This is a genomic window from Sphingomonas pollutisoli (genome assembly GCF_029167165.1).
In the GTDB taxonomy this organism is placed as follows: domain Bacteria; phylum Pseudomonadota; class Alphaproteobacteria; order Sphingomonadales; family Sphingomonadaceae; genus Sphingomonas; species Sphingomonas pollutisoli.
On record NZ_JARFNJ010000010.1, the window covers coordinates 13172 to 33135 of the forward strand.

Below are 19964 nucleotides of genomic sequence, written 5' to 3' on the forward strand. Positions count from 1 at the left end.
GCAATGCCGCCCTAGATATGAATGAGACCGGCGCTGACCGCGAGCGCCACAGCGCGCAGCTTCGAGTTGGTTCCGAACTTGCGGCTCACCTTGCGCAGATGGAACACGACCGTCTCATGCGCGACGCCCAGTTCCTTGCTGCTCTGCGAGATCGTCCAGCCGAGCGCGGCCAGCCGCAGGCAATCGATCTCGCGCTGGGTCAGGAGCGCCTGATGCCCTGTGCCGGCGACCGGCAGCAGCGTCTTCGCCAGCGCATGGAACTGCGCGCCGACGAACGCCAGTTCGGGCGCGCGCTCCTCCATGAGACGGATCGCCGTCTCCTCCTCCACGCCGTAGAAGCTAAGATAGGCCGGCCCCGCGGCATAGTCCTGGACCGGCACCGCAAGGCCCGCGCCGACCCCCAGCGCCCGCTCTTGCGCCAGCCAGGCACGCTGCGTCTCGCTCATCTCGCGGCGCTCGCCGGTGGACCAGGGAAAGGGCGTGAACGACAGCTTGATCCGCGACACCACCGGATCGCACAGCGCCCAATTGTCGCCGTCCGGCCCGAAATCGTCCCGCGCCGAGGTCGACAAGAACCGCACCGGCGGCGGGCTGTCCTCCAGCTTCATGCCGCTGAGCACATGCCCCAGATGGATATAGCGGCAGCCGTAGAAACCAAGGCCGCGGGCGAACCGGCGAAGCCAGGTCCGCAGGTCATCCGCCGTCCCGCAGCTGCTGATGCCGAGAAGCTCGTCGATCGCGTCCGCGATGCCGGCGGATCCCGCCTCGATCGCGCCGGCCGCTGTGCCCCTGTCGCCGGCGATACGCTCGAGCGCCTGCCCCCCTGCCATAAATCCAAGTCCTCGCACTGCTCCTAATAGGATGACAGTTGGCAGGGGGGCGTTTGGCAAAAGTTTTTTGTTACAAATCGGTGACATCATGCTAGGATCAAGCCGGAAATGGCCTGCCGAGCCGTGCTGCGGCAACCTTTGCCTCCCACGCTTTTTTTACGAACAGAGGCCACCGCCGACCGGGCATGAGGCTGTTGCCGCGCGCCCTGGCGAACGGCTTGCCTATCCCGTCCTTACCGAAACCGCCCCCTGCGCCTCAGCTCAGCACCACCACATCGCCGGGAAGATGCATGACCTTCACGCCCAGGCCCAGCTCGGCCTGCCTGAAGAATGCGTCGAGGCCGTCGATCCGGTAGGTGCCCGTCAGAAGCCGCGCACCGAGACGATCATTGGCAAGGAGAACCTTGCCATGCCGGTAGCGGTTGATCTCGGCGACCACCGTGCGCATCGGCATGTCCCGGAATATCAGCGTGCCCTGCCGCCAGGCGGTCAGGACCGAGGCGTCGATCCCCGCCTCGACCGCGCCGACGCGCTCCCCGTCATAGCGCACTTCCTCGCCGGCCCGCAGGCGGCGCTGCTGCTCCTGCCAGGCCAGATCCACCGTCCCGGCAAGGCAGGTGATGCAGACCTCATCGCCGTCCCGCCGCGCATTGAACCGCCCCGACCGGCCGATGCTGGTTCCCTTGCCCGCGACCAGCGCCGCCGCGCCGCCTGGCGCGCTCGTCAGGAGCGCCTCGCCGCCGATCAGCTCGACCGCCGGCATCGCCAGATCCTTGCGCAAGACGATGCTGGTGCGCGTGTTGAGGTCGACGGTCGCGCCGCCCGCAAGCTTGACGAGCCGGCGCTCCCCGGCCGCGGTGCTGACATCGGCGCGCAGCGTTGCCGGGTCGGGCACCATGTCGAGCGAGCGGCCGACCACGAACAGTCCGCCGGCGAACGAGGCCGCGAGCGCCCCGGAAAGGACGCCGCGCCGGGACAGGCGCCGCCGCGGCACCGTCTCGATCGCGATCACCTCGGCCGACCGTGGCGTTCCTTCTTCCACCCGTTCCGCGAAGGCTTCGCGCACGAGCCGCTGGAGGCCGACGGCCGAGCGGAATGCCTCCTCATGCGCCGCGCTCGTGCCGCGCCAGGCCAGGAACGCCGCAGCATCGCGCTGCGTCGCCGAGCCTGACCGCAGGCGGACGAGATGCTCCAGCCCTTCGAGGCGAAGGCGGGCGAGATCTGCGTCGGTCCAGGCATTCCGGTCGGTCATTCTGGCAAGATGTCCACGCGCTCCATCGAGGGCGACAATCGATCACACATCACATGCCCTCTACTTAGAAGACAGTTCGGCGAGGCGTTTTTGCAAAGCCGCCGCTGAATTTTTTTTCGTCGCCTCGTGCATCGCCCGCACCGCCTGCAGCAATTCATAGCGGGCGGTGCGCTCGGCTAACCCGAATTCCGCCGCCACGACGGCATAGCTCGCGCCCTCGATCCAGACCCGCCGGAAGACCGCGCGGCGGCGCTCGGGCAACGCATCGAGCGCGCGCTGCACCGCCTCGAGCTCCGAGCGCCCTTCGGCAACCCGTAGTGGATCGGGCGCCTCGTCGGGCAGCTCGATCAATTCCTCGATGTCGGCGGCGCTCAGATAGAAGTCGTCGCGCTCGCGCTGGTTGCCCGCCGCGTTCATCGCCATCCGGTAGAGATAGGATTGCGGGTCACGCACCTCGGAGAACTGCACCGACTCGCGATGCAGCCGGACATAGGTGTCGTTGAGCGCCTCCTCGGCGCGGTCGACCGAGCCGAGCCGGTCAGCCAGCATGCGCGTCAGCCGGGGATAGGCCGATACCAGCGCGGCAACCAGCTTGTCCTTGGCGGAAGCGCTCACCAGCGGCGCTCCCGAATGCGATACGGGATGGGGTTCAGCGAAATAACGTCACCCCTAGCTGCCCGCGCGATCGGCAAGCTGCTGTTGCTGCTGCTGAAGCAACGAGGCATCGATCTCGATCACGAAATGCATTTCGGAAGGGAAGCCGGCCGGGATCGGCGGCAGCGGCGCCGCGCGCGCGAGCGCATCGAGCGCGGCATCGTCGAGCATGTCGGAGCCCGAACTGTCCTGGATCCAGCTCTCGAGCACCTTGCCCGTGCGGTCGATCCGGAACGCCATGTGAGTCACGCCAGACAGGCGCAGGCGCTTCGCGCCGTCGGGATAGTGGCAATTGCGCGCCACCAGATCGTAGAGGCGACGCTGATATTCGCTGATGTCGGCCCGCGCCTGCGCGCCGGCGAGCGCGTCCGACGATGCCGGTGCGGCCGTCATCGCGGGCACCGCGACCGCGGCCTTCTCGCGCGGCAGGACGCTCGCCGACCGCATGCCGATCGCCGGTCCCGCGCCGCGATCGTCCAGCACCGGACGGTGTTTCTCGCGCTTGCGCGGCTCAGCCTCCCCGTCCGAGCGCGCCAGCCTGTCGAGCGGGATCAGTTCCACGACAAGCGGCGCCGTCGAACGCTCGGGCGCGAGCATCCGCGGCGGAACGGAGAAGACCGACAGCAGAAAGCCGCCGACGATCGCCCCATGCACCACGCACGAGCACGCAAACCCCGCTATGTTGGTTCGACTTGGCCAAGACATGCAGACTCGCAGATTCACCGACGGCTGTGCGTCCTAAACAGCGGTTCGAGACGACGATGTGACATACCGACCATTGCAGGGTTCCACAGCTACAAAATCACGTAGCCCCGCCAGCCCGCCCTCAGGTCTATGCACGGAATTTATCTCGACAGTTTCGCCGGAGCCGGAATTCCATGGCCGACCGCAAAACGCCAACCCGCGCGGCGCCCCTCGCGCCAGCGCCTCCCGACCTCCATGGCGAGGCGCTGGCCTGGCTTAACCAGCTCGCCTCGGGCACGGCCAGCAAGGCCGACGACGAGCGGTTTCTCGCATGGCGATCACGCAGCGCCGCCCATGAAGACGCCTATCGCGGCGCGATCCGGCAACGGCGGCTGACCGTCCAGGTCTTCCAGAGCGATGCCGCGCCCAGCGGCCCCGGCACAAGCGAAAGCATGGGGCCAGACGCCGATTCGGATCCGGCCCGGCCCGCCGGCTCCGACGATGACGGCGGCCCCTCGGTGCTGATCATGTTCATCGACAACGACCCGCGCATCTCGCTCCATGCCGACGACGCGGCGGCCTGGTCGGCGCTCGTCGCCCATGTCGCGCGGGACTGGCGCGATATCGATCCCGACGAACCGCCGCCCAACGACGAGGAGGAATGCGTGCGCGTCTATTTCGACCGTCCGACCTATTTCTACCTGATCGGCAAGCCCGAGATCGAGGGCGACACGCCATAGATCAGAGGCCGGCGGAGTGAACCCTCGGAGCCGGTCCACCCGCCCCACGAAGTCAGTCCCAACAGGAGAATGAAGATGATCCTGAAGCTGCGCTGGATCCGCCGTCACCGATGGCGGCGCAGCCATGCGTTCGACAACGTGGTCGAACAGAAATGCACCTGGCTGCGCGCCACCCATGGCGACAAGGCACTCGACATCGCCCGGGCAAAACTGACGGGTAGCCGGCGCGCCAGCCGCAAATGGGTCTGGCAGGCGGTCGTCGCCCGGCTCGAAGCCGAAGCGGTCAAGCACGAGGCCGCGGCATAGCCGGCGCGGCAAAGCCTCCGGCCCTGCTGACAGAAAATCCGGTCCGATGGTGAGACAGGCAGGCCCGCTCAGGTGCAGGATTCACGAAACGATGCTGCGATGGGACGAGCACGTCTGCCGCAGGCTTGCGCGTCCGGCCTACAGCAACCTGCCCGATGACGAACATGGCGCCAAGCTCACCGATTTCCTGCTGACCTTCGCCGCCGGCAGAGCCCAGGCCCGCTATGAGAACGGCCTGATCGTGCCCCGCTCGCTGTTCCATTCGCGGATCGCCCTGCTCCTGCTGGCCGAGGACGGGCGCACGAGGCGGTTGGTCCGCACACCCTATGGCTATGGCAGCGCCATGGAGATCCTCGTTCCCAAACATGAGGAAAAAGGCCCATGGGGCGCCTTGTGGCGGCCTCGCGACGGGACGCCCTGACCGGCTCGGGGACCGGCCTGCGGGCGGACGCCGATCATGATCGGCTGTCAGAAAACTTGAACGCCGCTTAATATGACGCCATATAGCGTCATATAAACGGGTTTTATCGTGGAGTCACGGCTATGGGCCTCGCACAATATGCCGACAACGGCCTCTTCGCGCCGCGCAAGATCGCGCAAGCGCTGCGCACGACAAGCGAGGAAGTCGCGCGCACCGTCGGCCTCGGCAAGGACGCTGTTCAGCGCCGGGACCGGATCATCTCGGACAAGACCCAGCGGCGCCTGCGCGAAATGGTCGAGATCCTCAACAAGGTGGAGCCGCGCTTCGGCTCGGCCATCATGGCCTATGCCTGGTACCGCTCGCAGCCCCTTGCCGGTTTCTCAGGGCAGACGCCCATGCAGCTCGTGCGCGACGGCCGCGCCGACGAGGTTCTCGACTATATCGATGCCGTGGATGCCGGCGTCCACGCCTGATCCGTGCCGCTCGCTTATGAAGGCAAGCTCTACCGGGCGCTCAATCCGGCCTATGCGCGCGAGCCCCTGTCCGGCCGCGGGGCCGCGCTCCATGGCGGCCGCTTCAACGCCAGGGGCGTGCCAGCCCTCTATACCTCGCTCTCAGTCCTGACCGCGCTCACCGAAGCCAATCAGATCGGCTCACTCCAGCCCACGACGCTCGTCTCGCTCGAGGCGCAGATCGAGCACGTCTTCGACAGCCGCGACGCGGCCGCGCTCGCGGCGCAAGGCATGGATGCCGCCGCGCTCGCCGATCCGGGCTGGCGCGACAGCATGAAAAACACCGGCGAAGCGCCGACGCAGACCTTCGCCCGCCGCCTCGCCGACACCGGCTATCATGGCCTGCTGGTCCGCAGCTTCGCTCCCGGCGCCGACGGCGACGATCTCAACCTGATCCTCTGGCGCTGGGGGCCGGCGCCGCCTTCCCGCCTCACGCTCATCGACGATGAAAACCGGCTTTCCTGACCAGGCGATCCAACAATGGCGCGGCCTTCGTGCGGGAGAGCGCTCGCCAAGGCCGTCAAGGACCGGCTCAACGGCTGACCAGACAAGGATCCGCCGCACCGCAAGCGGCGGATCGTCCCTCTATCAGCGCCTCCCGGCCGTGCTCGCGAACTCCTTGGGTGTCGCAACCTTCAGGTCCGGGAACAGGCTGCGCATATGGCCCACGTTCCAGGTCACGATGACCGGGATTTCGTGAACCACGGCCGCTTCGCCGATCAAAAGATCATAGAGTCGCGCACCGATCCCGCCGCCCTGTGCATAGCCCCTGACCACGTCGAAGGACTGCGCCGGCGTCAGCCCCACAAGCTCGGTCACGGCACGAACACTTTCGAGCGCCGCCCAGGCCTCCTCCGCAGTGAACCGGAAGGGCCCTCGTTCGCCCCGGCGCGTCAAGGTGCTGTAGCTTTCCGCATAACTATGCGCCGCGACCGCAAAGTCCCCGCGCCGCTCATCCGTCAGCAGTTCGATCGACGGCTTGTGATACTCATGGGATTCCGCGAGCAGCGCGATGACGACATTACTGTCAAGCAGCGCTTGGGCCTTCAATCGTCACGCTCCCGTGCGGCCTCGAGCGCGGCATTGGCCTCCTCGAGGCTGACACTGGATCCGCCCGCAGGCCGCACCAGGATGGGCCCACGCAGAACGAGCTTGCCGACCGTCACTGCTACGCCAGGCGGGACATAGCCGCGTAGCGCATCTTCGACCACCTGCGTCGCGGTCATGCCCGTCCGACGCGCCAATTCATGCGCCCGCGCATGTGCGAAAGCGGAACGGACATTGAGCTGGACATGATCGGCGCGGGACATGACGATTCTCCGGCCAGTAATATAGGGCGCCATGCGTTCAACGGCTAGCCGAATCCAGTTGTGGCTAGATCGCGGCCTATTCCGATCCAGACAAGAATCGTGACGCCATGCGCGCGCTCGCGCCACTCGTCGCCGCCAGCTTCGCGCCATAGCGCATCACCGTCCTGGGATCGCGCCACCTGTAGGCCTGCATGATCGCGGGCAGGCTTTCGTCGGCCGCGAAATTGTCCTGCGCCACGCCCACCCGGATCGAATGGCTCGACACCGCCTTGACCCAGCGTTCCAGCTCGGCCTCGCTCATGGCGCCGAGCAGCTTCTTCGCGTGCGCCGCGCGGATCAACCGACGGTAGATGAGCGTGATCGAGTTGGGATGCAGCGCCTCCCGCCCCACCGACCGCACCGAGCCGTCGAAATGCGTCTCGACCCGGCGGAACAGCGGCCCCTTGTCGATATGGGCTGCCTCGCGCCAGCGCGCGATCGCGCGCATCGTCGCCGGGGAAAGATAGGCATAAGCCCCTTCCCCTTCCTGGTCGGTCTTGCTCTTGGGGATGAACTGCGTGCCGGCGCCTTGCGCGTCCGGCCCTTCGATATGGGCGACGTCGATCGCCACCAGTTCCGAACGCCGGCCAGCACTGTCATAAGCGGTGCGCAGCAGCGCCTCGTCGCGCAGCCCGAGCAGGTCGCGCCGACAGGCTTTGACGAGATGAACGAGGCACACGCCGGACGCCGGACTGTCGAAATCGGCGATGTCGCCCTTGAAGCGCAGCGCCCGCGCCTGGCGCTGCGCCACGCCCCGCGTCTTGCGCGCCGCCTTCTTCTCGAGCCTGACCAGCGGCGCGGCGGTGGGATCGTCGAGCCCGGCCATGCGATAGGCCCAGCCGATATTGACGATGTAGCGCTCGATCGTCGCCATGGCGCGGATTTCCTCGACCGAGGAATCGATGCCGGCGAGCGCGCGAATCCAGGCGGCGACATCGCTCGCGGCGGCGACGTGCGGATCGACACGCTGGCGACGGCACCAGTCACTCCAGATCGTCAGGTCGGACAGGAAGGCGCGTCGGGTATTGTCCGACCAGCCCCGCACGGCCGCGGAGACCAGCTCCGCATCAAGCACGGCGGCGGTGCCGACGAGAGCCTGCACATCGCGGACGACAAGATCGGTTGCCGTGCCTCCGGTTTTCGTGTCCCCGGTCACGTCGGCGATATCCTTTTACGCCGATGAGCCGCTGGCAAGATCCGCCGGCCGGGCTTCCCAACGCTCGCGATCATGGCGGCGCCAGTCGGGATCGATCGAAACCATCGCCTGATCGGCCGCATCGATGACCGGCCGCGCACGTTCGGAACCGAACAGGGCTACGGCCGCGTCATGAACGCCCCACCCATATTTCTGGACCAGCAAAGCCGCGAGACGCGGCGTTTCGCGTCCGGCGGCGACATCGCTCTCCCGCCCGCTTGCATAGTCGCGCACCAGCGCCGCCAGCTGCTCCACCGCGATCCGATCGTCCATCCGCCACTCTTCCGCGCGCACCTCACCCTCCTCGACGATCATCGAGGAACTCTGCGCGATCGCGTTCGGCAGCGCCGGCGCACCATTTGCGGATCGGCGCTTCCCAGATGAGCGCGAGCGTCACGACCAGGCCGCCGAGGAGACTCGCCGCGACTAGCCAGGCGGGAAAGCCAAAGGCACCCGAATCCGCGCGCGCGCCGTTTTGCCCAACCGTGATGACGAGCCAGAGCGTGCTCAGCAGCCGCAGCAGAAGCAGAAGCGTCGCCATGTCCTGTCCCCGTTCCAGTCCGCCAAACCGCGCCGGCACACGCGTCGTCCAGTCGTTACCATCGAGGTCTTCTATTGTATAGAGTATTGATAACGATCCATTATCAACACTAGGCATCCCAGCAAACTGGACGGAAAACCTTCCAGCGGATAGAAATACAGGATGCCACCCCCCACCCCTGCCCTCACAGACGTGCCCTGGACGCCGCGACTGGCAGGTTTCCTCGAAGAAACTTCGCGCGAGATCGCCCGGCTCGATGCGCGAATTTCCGTGACTTGCGTCGGTTCGGCCTGGAATTCGCGGTCCTCGTGGACGGGTTATAGCATGGCACTCCAGCTGCAGGGCGCCGAAATCGACGAAGCGGAGGTTTTTTCGCACGCCGCCGACGTCACGCTACCCAATCGATCGCGCCGCGAGACACTCACCGACCCCTTCGATGGGCTCGGCACCTGGCAGGCGTCGCTCAGCGCCGCCGGGCGGCATTGGCGCGAGGATCTGCCGTTTTCCGCCGAACTGCCTGAAAGCTGGAGCGAAGCGCCGACGCTCGTGCGCGCGCTCGAGATCGTCCGCCAGTTCGCACGCGCCGACCGCGGCGCCGCACCCTGGCTCCATCTGCCCATCCTGCTTCATCGGATGGAAATCACCGCCTCCCCACTCCCCTGCCTCGTCGCCGGCGCCAAGGCGTTCCGGTTTCCCCGCCACGACGCGGCTGCGACACTCACGGCGCTGCTGCGCCAACTCGCCCGGATCGCGGCGCAGGGACGCGAGCGGCTCGACGCCATCGAGGCCGACCGAAAGCGGGCGATCCAGACGATCGCGGCGCAGCGGCGGCCCGGCATGATGACGCCGCTCCTCGCTTTGCTTCAGCACCGCCCGGTGCTCTCGCCGGAAAAGGCCGCCCAGGCGCTGAAGATCACGGTTTCGGGCGCGGGCAAGCTGCTCGCCAAGGCGGCAAGCGCCGGCCTGGTGCGCGAGATCAGTGGGCGCGGCTCGTGGCGCGTCTATGTCATGCCCGATCTGGCCGTCCATTTCGGGTTCGCGGCCGCGCCGGCCGGACGCCCGCGCAGCGTCCCCGAGCCGGCACCCGAACTCGAGGCGGTGATCGCCGACTTCGACCGCGAGATGGCCGCGATCGACGCGATGCTCAACCGTCGGCCAGGTTGAGCTGCCGCCTCGCCCGCTCCGACGCCCCTTCCCCAAAGTCGAAGTCCCGATTCGGGCAATCCTCAACCCTCAAAGCGTTCCCGAAAGATCGACTATCCAATTTGTCCACATCAGGCGGCTGGTTATGGACCACCATAACATATTGATTTTAAGTGATCTGTTAGAATCGCCCGGGCGAGCCGCATCACCAAGATCGCGGTTCGGTTTGACGATTGAAGCCTTTTACGCCAATTTGCGCCAAAAGGGCTTCAAATCGGGGATTTATGGCCGAATTGAATTCAGAAGCGGCGCGAATCGCCGATCTAGCTTCAGCCGGCGAGAAGATGGTCGAACGGCTGCGGCAGCAATCGATCCTCCCAGAAGCCCGCAAAACCCTCAATGTCACTTGGGGAATCGCCGAGGTCGCGCAGATGCTCGGCTGCTCGCCCAATCGCATCCGCAAGGCCGAAGAAGACGGACGCCTGCCCGAGATCGAACCCGAAAATGGCAAGCGGCCCGGCTATTCGATCGACCAGGTACTCAACATGCGCGAAGTGCTCGACGCGTCGCCCCGGCGCGGGGCCAACGATCGGCCAGCGATCATCGCTGTCCAAAACTTCAAAGGCGGCGTCGGCAAATCGACCGTCACCACCCATCTCGCCCACAAGCTCGCGGTGGGCGGCTATCGCGTCCTCGTCGTCGACTGCGACAGCCAGGCGACCACCACCACATTGTTCGGCTTCAATCCGCATTTCAACGTCAGCCGCGAGCAAACGCTCTATCCCTATCTCTCGATCGACCCGACGCAGTCCGACCTGCTCTACGCCATCCAGAAGACACCCTGGCCCAATGTCGACCTCATCCCCTCGAACCTCGAGCTGTTCGACGTCGAATATGAGCTCGCGGCGACCGGCGCCGATGGCCAATCCGTCCTCACCGCCCGGTTCCGCAAGCTCAAAACCGGCCTGTTCGACCTTGCGCGCGACTATGACATCGTCCTGCTCGATCCGCCGCCCGCACTCGGCACCATCAGCCTCGCGGTGATGCAGGCCGCCAATTCCCTTCTCGTCCCGCTCGCCGCGACGACGCCGGATTTCTGCTCGACCGTCCAGTTCCTCTCGATGATGGAACAGGTCGTCGCACAGCTCCAGAGCGCTGACATCGATGTCAGCTACGAGTTTGTCCGTCTGATCTGCTCAAAGTATAGTGCGGGCGACCCCAGCCACGAAATGGTCCGCCAAATCATGGATCAGACCTTCGGCCCCGCCATGTTGCCGGTCCCGATCTTCGAATCCGCCGAAATCAGCCATGCGGCGATGCGGATGATGACCGTCTATGAGCTCGAGAAACCGATCGGCGCGCCCAAGACCCACAAGCGCTGCCGCGTCAATCTCGACGAGGCACTCGGACAGGTCGAGCAGCTCGTCCGCCGGTCGTGGGGCCGTGTCACGCCCCCGAATGCAGAAGGGATTGTCGATGAAGCGGCCTGATCCCACCATCGAGATGAGAGCGAGGCGCTAGAATGGCCGGCAAGAACCAGCGAGCCTATCTCGCCAACCTGCTGTCGAGCGAACCGCAACCCACCACGCCGCCCGCGGCTGCGGAGCCCGCGACCGAAGCGGCCCCCTCCCCGCCCCCGCGCAACGCCAGGCTCGCCGGCAGCACCCTGCTCGGGCGCGAATCCGCGCTGGCGCGCCTCGCGAGCGGCGAAATCCAGCAGGTCGCGCGCCGTCTCGTCGATCCCGCGCGCGTCAAGATCTGGTCCGGCAACGCGCGGATCTACAACCGGCTCACCGAAGACAATTGCCGCGATCTTATCGACGCGCTGATCGCCGAAGGCGCACAGCGCGTGGCCGCCGTCGCGCGCCGGATTGAAGACGATCCCGACCACGACCTCGAACTCATCGTCGGAACGCGGCGCCATTTCTCGGTGAGCTGGCTGCGGGCCAACAATTACCCCGAGTTCCAGTTGCTCGTCGATGTGGTCCAAATCGACGACGAAGCGGCCTTCCGGCTTGCCGACATCGAAAACCGAGCCCGCAAGGACGTCTCCGATATCGAGCGAGCGCGCAACTACCGCGCCGCGCTCGATGCCCATTATGGCGGCAAGCAAGTCCGCATGGTCGAGCGGCTCAAAGTCTCGAAAGGCTGGCTTTCCAAGATGCTCAAGGTCGCGGAACTGCCCGACGGCATACTCGCTGCCTTCGCCTCCCCCGATGACGTTCAGCTCGCCCCTGCCTATCCCCTGGCCCAGGCATTGGACGACAAAGGCAAGGCGAAACTCGTTATCGAGGCCGCCCGGAAGCTCGCCCGCGAGCAAAGCGACCGCCAGCGGACGGGCGCCTTGCCGCTCCCGGGCCCGGAAGTTATCCGCCGCCTTCTGGCCGCAACCACCTCGCCGCGCGCAGCGCCGAATCGATTCGTCGTCCAGAGCGGGTTTGGGCGCGACGCCCTCAGCATCATGTCGGCCAATCGTCAGGGCGTCACAATCCGACTTCACGCCGGATCGGGTGCGAGCGAGGACGAACTGGTAACAGCGCTGCGCGAAGCCCTTGCCCATCTTTCCGAGACGGGGCACGGCTTGCAGCCATGATGTGCGGAGACGAGCGAGCGGCGCCTCAGAAGTTTCCTCGAAGAAACTTTTTCAGCCTTCGTCACGGAAATTTCCCGGCCATCGCGCGAGCGACTTCCCAAAAGTTTCTTCGAGGAAACTTTTTCGTCCCCCTTCTCACGGAGCCCCGGAACGTCCAGTGAGCCGCCCCAGTCGCCCCCACGTCAACGACCAGCTCGATCTCTTCCTCCCTTACATCGAGGACCTGCCGCTCCGCGATCAGCGCGAGATGATGGAGCGGCCCTTCTTCTCGCTCGCCAAGAGCAAGCGGATAAAACCGATCGACTATCTATCCCCCGATGGCCAAGCCTGGGTGCATGTCTCCGCGAACCCCACTTACGGCATGGCGACGATCTGGGACGCCGACATCCTCATCTATTGCGCCTCTACCCTCGCCGACATGCAGCGCCGCGGCTTGAACGACATCCCGCGCAAGCTGCACCTCATGCCCTTCGACCTCCTGCGCGCAATCGGCCGGCCGACCACCGGCCGCGCATACGAACTGCTGGGTCAAGCCCTCGACCGGCTCGTCTCGACCACGGTCAAGACCAATATCCGCGCCGAGAACCGCCGCGAAGCGACATTCGCCTGGCTGGACGGCTGGAACCAGCTCGTAGACAAGAACACCGAGCGCTCACGCGGCATGACGATCGAGCTCTCGAACTGGTTCTACGAGGGCGTGCTGATGAAGGGTGGCATCCTCGCCATCGACCGAGCCTATTTCCAGATCTCGGGCGGGCGCGAGCGCTGGCTCTACCGTGTCGCACGCAAACATGCTGGCGGCGCCGGCGAGGCCGGCTTCGCGATCAGCCTGCCCACCTTGTTCGAGAAGTCCGGCGCCGAGGGCCAATATCGGCGCTTCAAGTTCGAGATCGCGCGCATCGCGGAGCGCAATGAGCTGCCCGGCTTCAGCCTCGCCATGGAGCAGCTTCCCGGCAAGCGCGAACCGCAACTCCGCATGACCCGGCAACCCGACGCCAGGCCGACCAGATCGCTACGCGCCAAAGCCCCCGAAGCCGGCGATACGGCGCCCCCCCCCTCCCCGCCCACTCCGTCGAACGCGCCCGAAACGATCGCGCTCGACGGCGCTCCGCAGGCCAGCTCGCTCGAGGTTTCGCGGTTGCTCCGCCGGACGGTGACCAGCCTCGCGACCCGCGCGACCGCAGGCGAGATCACCGACGAGACGATGAACCACCTGCGGGCCAAATATCCGGGCTGGGACTATCAAAATCTCCATATGCTGTTCCGCGAATATATCGAAGGCGACGAATCACGCACTCCGGTCAACTATCAGAGCGCATTCATCGGCTTCGTGCGCCGCTATCACGAAAAAAACCGCCACACGCTGCGCGGCTGACCGCATGGCATGCCGGCCGTGCCGTGCTCAAACCCCTCAGGCGTTCCCGATGTGTCGTGTCTCTCGGAGGCCGGTTGCCTGCCGCGCAATCGAAACGCCACAAATCCCCTCCAAACCCATGCCAATTGAACGTCCTTTCGCGCTTCGAGCGCAGAAAGGATTCAATCCGCCCGCCCGAACCCCATCCACGCACCGCTCATCGACACTTCGGGAACCTCATTCGACCTTCCGGGAACGGGCCATCGACACTTCGGGAACGGCAGGTTCGACACTTCGGGAACGATTCCCCGACACTTCCGGAACGCTGATCGATCCGCGACTCGTGGGATTCCGCCTTGCGACTCGCAAACGCCGCGCCCCTTAACTCCATAACTCTTCAATAAACCTATTCTAACCCTCCCAGAGATCATTTCATTTTAGGGAAAGGGGAGAAAAGGGCGCTTTACCGCAACCCGCGCCCCGAATTGTCGCCGTCCGCAGCCCGCAATCGCATCCAATCGACCGAAAGAACATATAGAGAACTGAGCAAATCTCATGTCGGCCGTCCAGCCCCCTCGACTGAAAGGGAGACCAACGGAGGGGGACTGGCTCTACCGCGCACCGCCGTCTGACAAACAACCGTTCGATCCTACCACATCGAACACTCTTCGAGCCCCAGCACCCCGGCTCTGCGAGCCGGCCACAAGGGAAGGGGGAGGGAGCTTGGCGGCCGAAGGAAATAATCCGCCGGTCCCTATGTCTCTTCCGATACGGATCCCGACCGATGTTGCACCAACTCAGCCCGACCGCCCGTCTCAACGGCTTCGCCCGGGCCCATGAATATGCCTGCCGGCGTTCGGAGGCCGGCGACCGCCAGCTTGTCATCGTCAGGACGGGCATCGCCATCCAGCCCTTCCGCGTCACGACAACGCCCAAGCCGACCGATCAAATCATGCTAAGCTTTGCCGAATGAAGCGCATTCTCTTCCTTGCCATGCTTGCGGCCGCGCTCCTCCCGATCGGCACCGCGACCGCCCAGAGCCTCTCCGCACGCGCCCGGTCGCTCGATGGCGACACGATCGCGATCAACCTGCGGATTGCAGGCATCGATGCGTTCGAACGGCGTCAGCGGTGCGAGCCGCGCCCGGGCCAATGCCAAGCCTGTGGCAAGCAGGCCCAGGACTATCTGGCCCGGCTGTTGCGCGACCGGGACACCGCGATCGTCTTGCGACCGGAAGCGAGCCACGGTCGCCCGGTCGTCACGGCAAGCGTCGCCGGCCGCGACGTCGGGCTCGCCATGATCGAAGCAGGCTTCGCAATCGCCCGGCCGGACTATCTTCGCGACGATCCCGCGCGGGCCACGCGCTATCGGGATGCCTACAGGCGCGCATTGGCGGCAAAGCGCGGCGCGTTCGTGGGCCGGTGGGTCGATCCGGCACGCTGGCGCCGGGGCGAACGGCTGGCCTGCGAGAAGCGTCAGTGACCCGGCCGCGTTCAGTCCCGGCGACTGCTCCAGTCGGGGCCAAGCGCGAACCGAGCTGGAAACGCGCCAACCGGGCCATCCGCCTCGGCGGTCACATAGGGCGAGCGGGGCGCCCTGGTGGCATGGGACGCCTCGACGGCCTCGTGCGCGACCGCGCTGCGCGTCCCGAGAAGCTCGATGAGCCATCCCAGATCCTCGAGCCGCTTCGCCGCGCCGCGCCCGGCCAGCGCATAGTAGATCGCCCGCTGATAATCGTCGCAGCGATTGCCGAGCAGGGTCGCGAGGCGGCACCGACTGCCGGGCACGTCCTTGCCGATCGCGATCAGCACGTCCTCGAGCTCAAGCACCGAATAGAAAGCGTCGTTCAGCCCGACGCCGATCGACAGCGCCGCGATCGCCCGCCGCTCGGGCCGCAGTGCCGGATCGAGCGAGGCATCGGTCAAGAGGATGTCGATATCGAGAGGTTCGAAGGCGTTTTCGGGCAGGGGCATGGCATTCTTCCGGTTGGGGAGGTGCCCTCGAACATAAAATGAACAAAGCTGTCCCACAAGCTTTGGACATCGTGCTGACATGACCGCCATGCATCGACCTCGGGGCCGCATGTTCGCAAGTATCCGGTTACTATCATTGGGGATAGCAATCCACCGGGCTAACCGCCGATATCGCCCCGTGACCAAAGGGGGCAACGCATAGTCGCGCGAACGGCTTGACGGACATGGTCCTGTCCCGCGATGATGACGGCGCCCGGGGATGAAGACAGGCTTCCGATCGGCCGCCTTCTCCCGCACGGCAAAACGCGTGCCCTTTGGTCGAACCGCAAGCCGACCGCGCGCCAGGGAGGTTTGCGGTTCGATGTGGCTGATCGAGCGATATTCCAACGGCCGGTCGATCGACCGGATCGCGGTGCCCGAACCCGTGCGCGCCGCGCTGGTGCGCTGGTATATGGGGGAGGGGGGCCGACAGGAGGAAGCCGCCAGCATCGTCCTCGTGCAGCAAGCCCGGATCGGCGAGAAATGGATTGCCTGCGACTGTCTCGGGAGCGAGTGTAATCCGCCGATCCTGACACCCGCCTATCTCAGCGAAAGCGAAACCTATTATCTGCGCCGCCTGACCGCCGCCAAGCGGCCCGAGCATCGCGAGAGCTGCCCATTCCATCGCGAACAGGTTATCAGGACCCAGGAGGACGTCGAAGGCCACGAAACCGCGCTGGAGCGGCCCGACGGCTTCTTCTCGGTGCTCAAACCCGCTCCCTGGCGCCTCGCGCAGCAGCCCGTCGCCGACGCGGCCGATCACCGCGTGCACAGCTGCTCGGTTCCGCGCCTCGCCCGGCTGCTCTGGCGGCTGCTCGACGTCTCGGCGCGCAACGTCCTGCCGCCGCTCGCCCAGGATGCGCCTGAGCGCAGCATCGCCACCGAGTTCAGCGCCATCATGGCCGCCGCCGAGCATATCGAGGTCGCGCCCGGGATCGCGCTGGCGCGGGTGCTGTGGACGCACGGACGGGCCTATCACAGCCGGCGAGTGTTCGCAGGACTGCGCGACCAGGCCAAAAGCTGGCCGCGCGGGCACGAACCACAGGGCTTCCTGCTGGTGTTCGCCGACGAGGTGCGCGGCCAGCAGGTGATCGCCGCGGGCTCTGATCCGATCCCGGTCGCGACGCAGGTTGTCTCGCCCTCAGTCCATGGTGTCCGGGTCGCCGGCCCCTATCTGGCGCTGATTGTCGTCGGCAAGCTGCCCGAGGCCAGGGGCTACAGCGCGCTACGCGCCTATGCGCAGCCGATCTGCTCGGGCCGGCGGTTCGTGCCGGTGGACTCGGCGTTCGAGCGGGCGACCGCGCTGGCGCTGCTGCGCTACCAACGGCGGCTCGACCAGGCGGGCCATGATTGCCGCATCGTCAAGCCGGCGTTCGACACGCTGACGCCGCTCGGCAGCTGCCGCCCCGATTTTCTGGTCGAAACCCTGTCCCGGGAAACCGGCGCGATGGACAGCGTGATCGTCGAGGCGCTCGGCTTCGATACTGAAGACTATGAGAAGACCAAGGCAATCACGCATCCGCGCATGGCGATGATCGCACCGATCGTCACCATCGACGCCGGACAACTGGAAAACGGCGAGCTTCCCGGCCGTCTCGATACCGCGCTCGGCCTCCAGCGAAGCGGCTGATGCGCCTCACCAGTCGAGCGTGACGCCGAACGCCGTGACGATCGCGAGGATCATCGGCGTCGCCAGCAAATAGCGGCGCTGCCAGCGCCACCAGGTCCGCGGCACGAAAGCGATCGCTCCGCGCACGCTGGCAAGCTGCGTCCAGGCACGCTCGCGATAGAGCTCGACGCCGACCGCGATCCCCGCAGCGAGCGCTGCCATCAGGCAACACAGGGCCGTCGCCGCATAGAGCGCTGCCCAGTTCTCGAAATCGACCACCGACATTCGCTGTACCAACCGGCCTCCAGCTTCTCCACCCGATGCTTCCACTACGCGCCATCAGGCCGGCGGTTGCAAGCGGGAGAGCGCAGGATCCGGCGCGTCGGCAATACCGCCGGAGCCCGCCATGCACGAACCCGCACGCCCTTTGGGCGACATCCCGAACATCGAGATCATCGTCGGGCTGCCGCATCTGCGCAGCGGCGCGTTGCTCGAGCGCGCTCGCCACCGCCGTTATCCCGTGCTCGTCTCGGCCAACGCCTTCTCGTGCTGGGATCGCAGCGCCGGCTATCCCGTCTGGCGCGGCTGGAACCTCAAATCCCTCGCCAATGCCGCCGGGCTGGTGTCGATCGATCTCGATTCCGCCGGGTTCGTGCTCGCCTCGCGCTATCGCGGGCTGCCCTGGTCGGTCGACGACTATGTGGCGCTCGCCGCGAGCCATCCGTTCCGACGCTGGGCGAGCCTCGACCTGTGTGTCGAGGAAGAGATCGCGCGGAACCGCGATGAGGTGCTCGACCGGATCGCGCGCACCGTCGCGCTCAACCATGCCTGTCATGTGCGCGCGCTCGATGCCGGCAACGCCGCGAGCTTCATGCCCGTCCTGCAGGGAAGGGAGCCAGGCGACTATCTGCGCTGCCTGGACCGGATGCACGGGCTTCTGCGCCCCGGCATGACCCTCGGGGTCGGCTCGATGTGCCGACGGCCGATCCACGGTTCCGAAGGGCTGCTCGCCGTGCTGAGCGCGCTCGATCGCGCCTTGCCGGACGATATCAGGCTCCACCTGTTCGGGGTGAAAGGGCTCGCGCTCGGCTGGCTCGCGCCACTGGCGAGGCGCGTGGCCAGCATCGATTCGGCCGCATTCGGCGTCGCGGCGAGGCGCGAGGCCCATGCCCGAGGGCAATCCAAGACCGACGCCTTCGTTGCCGATCACATGGATCGCTGGACCGGCACGCAGTTGCGGCGCCTCGAACTGGGGAAGGCAGGATTCCAGCACGAGCTGTTGCTGTCCTTGCCGCTGGCAGCCCTTTCTCCTTGGGAAACCGCGCTTGCCGGCGCGCGCGAGGAGATACGAGCCTTGATCGAGACGGGGGAGATCGGCCCCGACCAGATTACCGAAGGATGGATCGCGCAGTGGGCGGCGGACAGCGATCAGGACCAGCCAACCGAAAATAGTTGATCGCGCTATGGCGCTTGATGGCCGAGCACCCACTCCAGCGCCCTGTCATATTCCCCATCCAGTGCCGAGATGTCGGCGCCTGCCTGTAAGAGCCCATGTTTGGCGTCCGCGACGCGGCGCACAGTGAGGCCGCGCGCGCGAAGCTCGGGCCGGACGATCCCCGCGTCCAGCAGCTCTACCGCTTCTGCGCGCAAGCGGGCTTCTGACGCAGACAGGCCGCCCCGCCGCAACGCGCGCCACCCTACCGGTCCCACGCCGGCTTCGGCACCTGCCGCATCCTCCAGCTCGAACCAGCCGGCTATCGGTCCTGACGGGTAGCTTGTGCACCGATCGACCGGCCGTCCGCGACCAGGCGGCTCGGCGCCGCCGCTGCCGGAGGGAAGGGGGGAGGGCGGTGTGCCGCCCAAGGGAATCCCCGGCGATCATGCCGCGGAAGCTCGACGCGGCGGCGACTCTGAGCACATATGGAGAACCGCAATGCCCATCGACACCATCAACACCGCCGACGCCGAGGCGCTTGCCCCGATCCTGCTCGCCGGGCTTCAACGTCTCGGACATCTCGGCCGCGACGCCGCCGCCGCCCTGGCGGCGCTGGTCAAGGACGAGGATGCCGAGTTCGACGAGGCAGCCGACTGGGTTGCCAGCATTGCCGCGGGCGATCATTTCTAGGCGCTGCCCGGCCGGGCCGGTCCCTCCGGGGATCGGCCATGGTCCCGATTTGAGCGCCGTCCTGCTCCCAGGAGAGGCTCCATGACCAACTTCCCCACCATCTTCGTCGACATGGACGGCGTGCTCGCCGATTTCGACAGCGGCTACGAACAGATGCTCGGCACCCGCCCGTCGATCGCTGCCGAGAATGTCGACTGGCAGGCGGTCTGCCGGGTGGAGAGCTTCTACGCCCGGCTTCCGCCGATGCCCGACTTCGCCGATCTCTGGCGCGGGCTCGAACCGTTCCGTCCGGTCATCCTGACCGGCGTGCCCTCTTCAGTCGCAGATGCGCCGGCGCACAAGCGCGCCTGGGTCGATCGCCATATCGGCCAAGCGCAGCCGATGATCGCCTGTTTGTCAAAGGACAAGAGCCTGCACATCCGCAATCCCGGCGACGTCCTCATCGACGACTGGGAGAAATATCGTTCCTTGTGGATCGGGCGAGGCGGCCGATGGATCACCCATGTCACCGCCAGAGCATCGCTGGCCGAACTCACCCACCTGCTGGCCTGCTAGCCCGATGGGCTCATGCCGGAGGGACATCGCGCGACGGCTTCGCCCGTGCGACGCACGCGCCTCCGTCGTGAACCGGAACTTCCCGATCT

The 19964-nt window shown here is 66.3% G+C and carries 26 protein-coding genes; 15 read left to right on the forward strand and 11 right to left on the reverse strand.

The genetic code is table 11. The annotated features are described in order from the left end of the window. Positions 1 to 11 precede the first annotated feature (11 nt). The 4 genes from PX554_RS19755 to PX554_RS19770 form a co-directional block, all read right to left on the reverse strand. On the reverse strand, positions 12 to 830 hold the full coding sequence (locus PX554_RS19755) for a helix-turn-helix transcriptional regulator (RefSeq protein ID WP_275504195.1): 819 nt from the start codon (positions 828 to 830) through the stop codon (positions 12 to 14). 256 nt (positions 831 to 1086) lie between these two features. Beyond that, positions 1087 to 2082: a FecR family protein gene (locus PX554_RS19760; protein ID WP_275504196.1), complete on the reverse strand. Its 996-nt coding sequence runs from the start codon at positions 2080 to 2082 to the stop codon at positions 1087 to 1089. A 60-nt stretch (positions 2083 to 2142) separates the two neighbouring features. Then, positions 2143 to 2697, reverse strand: a complete 555-nt coding sequence (locus tag PX554_RS19765; RefSeq protein WP_275504197.1) for an RNA polymerase sigma factor — start codon at positions 2695 to 2697, stop codon at positions 2143 to 2145. Positions 2698 to 2751: 54 nt separating this feature from the next. Next, complete coding sequence (locus tag PX554_RS19770; protein ID WP_275504198.1) at positions 2752 to 3441, reverse strand: energy transducer TonB; 690 nt, start codon at positions 3439 to 3441, stop codon at positions 2752 to 2754. A 173-nt stretch (positions 3442 to 3614) separates the two neighbouring features. Here PX554_RS19770 and PX554_RS19775 point away from each other — a divergent pair, with 173 nt between their 5' ends. The 5 genes from PX554_RS19775 to PX554_RS19795 all read left to right on the forward strand — a co-directional run bounded on the left by PX554_RS19775 (position 3615) and on the right by PX554_RS19795 (position 5864). Then, the gene (locus PX554_RS19775) at positions 3615 to 4160 is read left to right on the forward strand and encodes a FecR/PupR family sigma factor regulator (protein ID WP_275504199.1); all 546 of its coding nucleotides are present in this window, start codon (positions 3615 to 3617) and stop codon (positions 4158 to 4160) included. A gap of 75 nt (positions 4161 to 4235) precedes the next feature. Continuing rightward, entirely contained in the window at positions 4236 to 4466 is a 231-nt protein-coding gene (locus tag PX554_RS19780; protein WP_275504200.1) for a hypothetical protein, read from the forward strand. A 91-nt stretch (positions 4467 to 4557) separates the two neighbouring features. Beyond that, on the forward strand, positions 4558 to 4887 hold the full coding sequence (locus tag PX554_RS19785; RefSeq protein WP_275504201.1) for a hypothetical protein: 330 nt from the start codon (positions 4558 to 4560) through the stop codon (positions 4885 to 4887). 122 nt (positions 4888 to 5009) lie between these two features. Next, the gene (locus PX554_RS19790) at positions 5010 to 5360 is read left to right on the forward strand and encodes an MbcA/ParS/Xre antitoxin family protein (RefSeq protein ID WP_275504202.1); all 351 of its coding nucleotides are present in this window, start codon (positions 5010 to 5012) and stop codon (positions 5358 to 5360) included. Between the two features lie 3 nt (positions 5361 to 5363). Further along, positions 5364 to 5864, forward strand: coding sequence for an RES family NAD+ phosphorylase (locus tag PX554_RS19795; protein ID WP_275504203.1), 501 nt, complete (start codon positions 5364 to 5366; stop codon positions 5862 to 5864). Between the two features lie 123 nt (positions 5865 to 5987). Here PX554_RS19795 and PX554_RS19800 read toward each other — a convergent pair whose 3' ends face one another. The 5 genes from PX554_RS19800 to PX554_RS19820 all read right to left on the reverse strand — a co-directional run bounded on the left by PX554_RS19800 (position 5988) and on the right by PX554_RS19820 (position 8484). Continuing rightward, on the reverse strand, positions 5988 to 6449 hold the full coding sequence (locus PX554_RS19800) for a type II toxin-antitoxin system VapC family toxin (protein WP_275504204.1): 462 nt from the start codon (positions 6447 to 6449) through the stop codon (positions 5988 to 5990). Further along, the gene (locus PX554_RS19805; RefSeq protein WP_275504205.1) at positions 6446 to 6709 is read right to left on the reverse strand and encodes a type II toxin-antitoxin system VapB family antitoxin; all 264 of its coding nucleotides are present in this window, start codon (positions 6707 to 6709) and stop codon (positions 6446 to 6448) included. The genes PX554_RS19800 and PX554_RS19805 overlap by 4 nt, the downstream gene beginning before the upstream one ends. A gap of 76 nt (positions 6710 to 6785) precedes the next feature. Next, positions 6786 to 7904, reverse strand: coding sequence for a site-specific integrase (locus PX554_RS19810; RefSeq protein ID WP_275504206.1), 1119 nt, complete (start codon positions 7902 to 7904; stop codon positions 6786 to 6788). 15 nt (positions 7905 to 7919) lie between these two features. Further along, positions 7920 to 8258: a hypothetical protein gene (locus PX554_RS19815; RefSeq protein ID WP_275504207.1), complete on the reverse strand. Its 339-nt coding sequence runs from the start codon at positions 8256 to 8258 to the stop codon at positions 7920 to 7922. After that, positions 8239 to 8484 (reverse strand): hypothetical protein, encoded by a 246-nt coding sequence (locus tag PX554_RS19820; RefSeq protein WP_275504208.1) that lies wholly within the window; start codon positions 8482 to 8484, stop codon positions 8239 to 8241. Before PX554_RS19820 ends, PX554_RS19815 begins: the two co-directional genes overlap by 20 nt. Before the next feature lie 324 nt (positions 8485 to 8808). Between PX554_RS19820 and PX554_RS19825 the strand changes: the two genes are divergently transcribed. The 6 genes from PX554_RS19825 to PX554_RS19850 all read left to right on the forward strand — a co-directional run bounded on the left by PX554_RS19825 (position 8809) and on the right by PX554_RS19850 (position 15056). Next, a complete protein-coding gene (locus tag PX554_RS19825; protein WP_275504209.1) occupies positions 8809 to 9648 on the forward strand; it encodes a hypothetical protein in 840 nt (279 codons plus the stop codon). 263 nt (positions 9649 to 9911) lie between these two features. Continuing rightward, positions 9912 to 11117, forward strand: coding sequence for an AAA family ATPase (locus PX554_RS19830; RefSeq protein ID WP_420833471.1), 1206 nt, complete (start codon positions 9912 to 9914; stop codon positions 11115 to 11117). Between the two features lie 32 nt (positions 11118 to 11149). After that, on the forward strand, positions 11150 to 12220 hold the full coding sequence (locus PX554_RS19835; RefSeq protein WP_275504210.1) for a ParB/RepB/Spo0J family partition protein: 1071 nt from the start codon (positions 11150 to 11152) through the stop codon (positions 12218 to 12220). A 157-nt stretch (positions 12221 to 12377) separates the two neighbouring features. Then, the gene (locus PX554_RS19840) at positions 12378 to 13595 is read left to right on the forward strand and encodes a replication initiator protein A (RefSeq protein ID WP_275504211.1); all 1218 of its coding nucleotides are present in this window, start codon (positions 12378 to 12380) and stop codon (positions 13593 to 13595) included. A 766-nt stretch (positions 13596 to 14361) separates the two neighbouring features. After that, positions 14362 to 14547 (forward strand): hypothetical protein, encoded by a 186-nt coding sequence (locus PX554_RS19845; RefSeq protein ID WP_275504212.1) that lies wholly within the window; start codon positions 14362 to 14364, stop codon positions 14545 to 14547. Next, positions 14544 to 15056 carry a thermonuclease family protein gene (locus tag PX554_RS19850; RefSeq protein WP_275504213.1) on the forward strand — a complete coding sequence of 171 codons (513 nt, stop codon included), beginning with the start codon at positions 14544 to 14546 and terminating at the stop codon, positions 15054 to 15056. Before PX554_RS19845 ends, PX554_RS19850 begins: the two co-directional genes overlap by 4 nt. 11 nt (positions 15057 to 15067) lie before the next feature. Here the strand turns inward: PX554_RS19850 and PX554_RS19855 are convergent, their stop codons facing one another. Further along, entirely contained in the window at positions 15068 to 15547 is a 480-nt protein-coding gene (locus PX554_RS19855) for a hypothetical protein (RefSeq protein WP_275504214.1), read from the reverse strand. A gap of 361 nt (positions 15548 to 15908) precedes the next feature. Here PX554_RS19855 and PX554_RS19860 point away from each other — a divergent pair, with 361 nt between their 5' ends. Beyond that, positions 15909 to 17216 (forward strand): hypothetical protein, encoded by a 1308-nt coding sequence (locus PX554_RS19860; RefSeq protein ID WP_275504215.1) that lies wholly within the window; start codon positions 15909 to 15911, stop codon positions 17214 to 17216. Between the two features lie 6 nt (positions 17217 to 17222). Here PX554_RS19860 and PX554_RS19865 read toward each other — a convergent pair whose 3' ends face one another. Further along, positions 17223 to 17492, reverse strand: coding sequence for a hypothetical protein (locus tag PX554_RS19865; protein ID WP_275504216.1), 270 nt, complete (start codon positions 17490 to 17492; stop codon positions 17223 to 17225). Between the two features lie 109 nt (positions 17493 to 17601). On the opposite strand from PX554_RS19865, the gene PX554_RS19870 reads away from it, so the two are divergent. The 3 genes from PX554_RS19870 (at position 17602) to PX554_RS19880 (ending at position 19875) form a co-directional block, all read left to right on the forward strand. After that, positions 17602 to 18651 (forward strand): deazapurine DNA modification protein DpdA family protein, encoded by a 1050-nt coding sequence (locus PX554_RS19870; protein WP_275504217.1) that lies wholly within the window; start codon positions 17602 to 17604, stop codon positions 18649 to 18651. A 477-nt stretch (positions 18652 to 19128) separates the two neighbouring features. Further along, positions 19129 to 19320: a hypothetical protein gene (locus PX554_RS19875; protein ID WP_275504218.1), complete on the forward strand. Its 192-nt coding sequence runs from the start codon at positions 19129 to 19131 to the stop codon at positions 19318 to 19320. Between the two features lie 81 nt (positions 19321 to 19401). Beyond that, positions 19402 to 19875, forward strand: a complete 474-nt coding sequence (locus tag PX554_RS19880; RefSeq protein WP_275504219.1) for an HAD family hydrolase — start codon at positions 19402 to 19404, stop codon at positions 19873 to 19875. The last annotated feature ends 89 nt before the right edge of the window (positions 19876 to 19964 follow it).

Bases quoted from the DNA above. Each gene is read 5' to 3' on its own strand.
- PX554_RS19755 (WP_275504195.1), bottom strand. From the start codon at position 830: ATGGCAGGGGGGCAGGCGCTCGAGCGTATCGCCGGCGACAGGGGCACA.
- PX554_RS19760 (WP_275504196.1), bottom strand. From the start codon at position 2,082: ATGACCGACCGGAATGCCTGGACCGACGCAGATCTCGCCCGCCTTCGC.
- PX554_RS19770 (WP_275504198.1), bottom strand. From the start codon at position 3,441: ATGTCTTGGCCAAGTCGAACCAACATAGCGGGGTTTGCGTGCTCGTGC.
- PX554_RS19775 (WP_275504199.1), top strand. From the start codon at position 3,615: ATGGCCGACCGCAAAACGCCAACCCGCGCGGCGCCCCTCGCGCCAGCG.
- PX554_RS19780 (WP_275504200.1), top strand. From the start codon at position 4,236: ATGATCCTGAAGCTGCGCTGGATCCGCCGTCACCGATGGCGGCGCAGC.
- PX554_RS19785 (WP_275504201.1), top strand. From the start codon at position 4,558: ATGCTGCGATGGGACGAGCACGTCTGCCGCAGGCTTGCGCGTCCGGCC.
- PX554_RS19790 (WP_275504202.1), top strand. From the start codon at position 5,010: ATGGGCCTCGCACAATATGCCGACAACGGCCTCTTCGCGCCGCGCAAG.
- PX554_RS19805 (WP_275504205.1), bottom strand. From the start codon at position 6,709: ATGTCCCGCGCCGATCATGTCCAGCTCAATGTCCGTTCCGCTTTCGCA.
- PX554_RS19815 (WP_275504207.1), bottom strand. From the start codon at position 8,258: ATGATCGTCGAGGAGGGTGAGGTGCGCGCGGAAGAGTGGCGGATGGAC.
- PX554_RS19820 (WP_275504208.1), bottom strand. From the start codon at position 8,484: ATGGCGACGCTTCTGCTTCTGCTGCGGCTGCTGAGCACGCTCTGGCTC.
- PX554_RS19825 (WP_275504209.1), top strand. From the start codon at position 8,809: ATGGCACTCCAGCTGCAGGGCGCCGAAATCGACGAAGCGGAGGTTTTT.
- PX554_RS19830 (WP_420833471.1), top strand. From the start codon at position 9,912: ATGGCCGAATTGAATTCAGAAGCGGCGCGAATCGCCGATCTAGCTTCA.
- PX554_RS19835 (WP_275504210.1), top strand. From the start codon at position 11,150: ATGGCCGGCAAGAACCAGCGAGCCTATCTCGCCAACCTGCTGTCGAGC.
- PX554_RS19850 (WP_275504213.1), top strand. From the start codon at position 14,544: ATGAAGCGCATTCTCTTCCTTGCCATGCTTGCGGCCGCGCTCCTCCCG.
- PX554_RS19855 (WP_275504214.1), bottom strand. From the start codon at position 15,547: ATGCCCCTGCCCGAAAACGCCTTCGAACCTCTCGATATCGACATCCTC.
- PX554_RS19860 (WP_275504215.1), top strand. From the start codon at position 15,909: ATGTGGCTGATCGAGCGATATTCCAACGGCCGGTCGATCGACCGGATC.
- PX554_RS19870 (WP_275504217.1), top strand. From the start codon at position 17,602: ATGCACGAACCCGCACGCCCTTTGGGCGACATCCCGAACATCGAGATC.
- PX554_RS19875 (WP_275504218.1), top strand. From the start codon at position 19,129: ATGCCCATCGACACCATCAACACCGCCGACGCCGAGGCGCTTGCCCCG.
- PX554_RS19880 (WP_275504219.1), top strand. From the start codon at position 19,402: ATGACCAACTTCCCCACCATCTTCGTCGACATGGACGGCGTGCTCGCC.